Below are 3,841 nucleotides of genomic sequence, written 5' to 3'. Positions count from 1 at the left end.
GCTGTGATAGCTGTGATATTATAGTTACTTGAGGCTTAAGGGTGACCTCGTATCATCTCCTATCATTTACTCACTAGTAAGAATCACGGTGCTGTTTCTAGCTTCACTCTCTGAAGGAGTGGGAGTTGGGAAACTTATTTTTTATTATATCATTAGTCTTCTTAAGGAGGTAACATGGAAGATAAATCGAATTCACTCAGTAGGGTAAAGCGCCATCAACGCGAAAAAGTCTTGCGCTTCTCTATTCGTAAATATAGCTTTGGTGCAGCTTCTGTTGCGGTTGCGGCTCTTATGTTTATGGGGGCCAACGTTGTGAGTGCAGATAGCCCAAGCCAAAACACGTCGTCATCGACTACTGGTCTAGCTAGCCCGAAAGATGGGGAGCAGTCGTCTGAAGCAGGGCAGGCAAGGGATGAAAATCAAGCCGAAGTAGCCAGTGAGCCTTCAGCAAATAAGGAAGCTCAACCTGCTGAAGAGAAAGCTGCTACAGTTGATAGCAGCCGCTTGAGCAAGCTAGTGGAAGAGGTAAGTGCTCTTCTTTCTACCGACTCGAAGCACGATCCTTCAGTTGTAAGTCCTATTAAGGAGCGACTTCAAAAAGGGAAAGAATTATTATCTCGTGCTGATGCAGGTCAAGGGGATCTTGACAGTCTTGCTGAGAAGTTGGAAAAGGACTTGGCAGTCTTATCAAAATCTTCTAAAGAAGAAAGTCAGCCGCAGGGAAGTGAATTAGCGGATAAGAGTTCTTCTGCTGAAAGGAGCGACCATAAGGAGGAGGGTTCAGACAGGGCTGCTTCTGCATCTGTGCCAGAAGATAAACCTAAGAGATCTAGAAGATCTAGGAGGTCTCTGGAATCTATCCCGAATACTGTCAACGACGGTGCTTTGTCTGATGTCAGATACTTTGCTTCTGTTGACCCATCTGATAATGGTGGACAAAGTACAAGAAATAATGACCCGGAATTTACTAAAAATAAGACAGTAATCAAAGCAAAATATCAGGAAGACAGTGAAGGTAAATGGATAGTCTATGATGTCTTCTTCAATAACGATGGAAAAACTATGACGAATAAGTCATATAATCAACAATATTATTTCCAAGCTCCTTTTAATATCATGGATTCTGGTAATATTGTAAAAGACTTGGGTTTCACTCGATACGAAAATATTGGTGGAAAAAGACTTTCTGATGGAACTAACGGATTTCGACCGTATGGTAATACAGCTTATATCTCTAATCCGTGGAATCAGAAGAATGACATCTTTAATAATGATAGAATATCTTTCTATGATCCATCTTCGGGAGTAACCCGTGATTCACAGAGATGGGCTGTATTCAAGAATAATCGATATGATAGTACTCTGAATACTCTTACAAAAGATAAAAATGGTAATTATCCAAATCTATCGTATTATTTGGGAGTTAGAATTGGACCATCAAATCTTCCTTATGCTGTCCATATGCATGCGAAGATTAAACTTAAAGACAATGTAACTGCTGAGGAGGCTGCTCAATACGGTCGTGTCTATGCTGCTACAACAACTTTCGGAACGACTACTAATCAGTCATATATTGTGGGGGCAACGGGTGCCAGATTAGAAACGACCACAGAGGCAGAAACCTACCCTATCAAAGGTAGTTCACACACCAAAACGGTGGGAGATAGTCTTCCAAATACAGATAACCCTGTAGCTGATAAGTATGTCACTTCAAAAACTGGTAAAGACTTCCCGCCAAGAATGGCTTGGAGCTGGAAAGACAATCGTAAACCAAGTACAGCTCAAGCTGGAGTCTTTACTTATAAAGTAATCGCTACCTACAAAGATGGTTCATCATCAGAAAATACCAACTCAGGTTCAGATGGAACAGTTACATTAAACGTTAGACCTAAAAAACCGATTATTTCAGGCTTTGAGAACAAGAAAGGTCTCACTGGACAACAACTTACAGTGAATGTAGGAAGCGGAGTGCCAGATGGTTCTAAAGTTAATATTTACGATGGTGATAGAGTTATTGGAACTGGAACAACTAATGGAGAGACTGCAACCGTTACAGTCACAGAAGCTCTACCAGGAAACCCTATTACAGCTGAAACAGTAGTTACTAATACTAATGGAACAGTGACTTCAGAACGAAGTGAGGCCGTAACACCGACAGAAGCACCAGACAAACAAGCCCCAACCTTGACCATCACACCAGCCAACCAAACGGTAACAGAAGGTGAATGGGTAACATTTACAGTCAGAGCGACGGATGATAAAAAGGCTAAACTGGATGCTAGTGATTTTCTAACCAAATATGGTAGTAGGATTGTTGGAGCGAAAGCATTTGTAGAATCAAAAGGAAGTACAGATGCCGATCAAATCAGAAAAATCACCATTAAGACTTTGCCAGAAGATGTTGGCAAAACACAGACAATTACCTTTAAGGCTACTGATGATGCAGGGAACTCAGCACAACCTGTGACCTTTACTTTCACTGTCACAGCTGGTGATAAGACGGGGCCAACCATTACAGCAGCAGATGCTACAGTAACTAAAAACGAACCAATTACTCCAATCCCTGTAACAGCTGTAGATAATACAGGTGGAGTTGGCTTGCGTGATAATAATCCAATAGAGGTAAGCAATTTACCACAAGGATTAAAATATGAAAATGGCAAGATTACAGGGACTACGAATGCTGCGACAGGATTCTATACTGTAAAAATTAAAGCATATGATAAAAATAATAATTCTTCAGAAAAAACAATAAAAATCACTGTTGAAGAGCAAGCTAGCAAATATAATCCGACAGGAGAAACATTAACAGTTCCGTATAACCATAACATTACGGATGATGAAGTGAAGGCAAAAGTACAAAACTTTGCTCCAGGAACTTTAACGGTACAAAGTAAACCGTCAACAAATACATCAGGTAATGTAGGAAATGCTGTAGTGAAAGTAACATACCCAGATGGTTCACATGATACAGTAAATATTCCAGTAGTTGTAGGACGTCCAAATAAAGATGATTACACACCGAAGTACAATGATGGTAGTGGTAAACCAGGAGCATCAGTAGACATCCCAGTAAGTGAAGCGAACGGAAAAACCATTCCATCAGGCACAACATACACAAGCTTAACACCAGGAGTAGTCACAGTAGATGACAAAGGAAAAGTAACCGTAACAATTCCAAAAGATAAAAAACCAGGTGATGAAATAACAGGAAAAGTTCTAGTAACCTATCCAGATGGCTCGAAAGAAGAAGTTCCAGTAACGGTTACAGTAGGTGAACAAGATAAAGATATCTACACACCGAAATACGAAGATGGAAATGGCAAACCAGGAACTAAGGTGGAAATTCCATTAACAGAAGAAAATGGTAAGAAAATTCCAACAGGAACAACCTTCGAAAGTGGAACACCAGGAATCACAGTAGATGATAAAGGAAAAGTCACTGTTACAATTCCAAAAGAAGCTAAACCAGGAAACAAGATTACCGGTAAAGTAACGGCAACCTATCCAGATGGCTCGAAAGAAGAAGTTCCAGTAACGGTTACAGTAGGTGAACAAGATAAAGATATCTACACACCGAAATACGAAGATGGAAATGGCAAACCAGGAACTAAGGTGGAAATTCCATTAACAGAAGAAAATGGTAAGGACATTCCAACGGGAACAACCTTCGAAAGTGGAACACCAGGAATCACAGTAGATGATAAAGGAAAAGTCACTGTTACAATTCCAAAAGAAGCTAAACCAGGAAACAAGATTACCGGTAAAGTAACGGTAACCTATCCAGATGGCTCGAAAGAAGAAGTTCCAGTCAAAGTAACGGTAACAACACCAGCTCGTA

General features: G+C 40.4%; 1 protein-coding gene. It reads left to right on the top strand.

The window, feature by feature from the left end:
- Positions 1 to 174 precede the first annotated feature (174 nt).
- Positions 175 to 3,841: YPDG domain-containing protein (locus tag HT709_RS09475; RefSeq protein ID WP_172925714.1), on the top strand; the 3,667-nt coding region annotated here is incomplete at its 3' end.

Origin of the sequence: Streptococcus sp. 1343 (assembly GCF_013277355.1) — a bacterium.
GTDB classification, from domain to species: Bacteria; Bacillota; Bacilli; order Lactobacillales; family Streptococcaceae; genus Streptococcus; species Streptococcus pseudopneumoniae.
The sequence above is the reverse complement of the archived record's forward strand: the minus strand, read 5'-3'. Positions and strand labels throughout refer to the sequence as shown.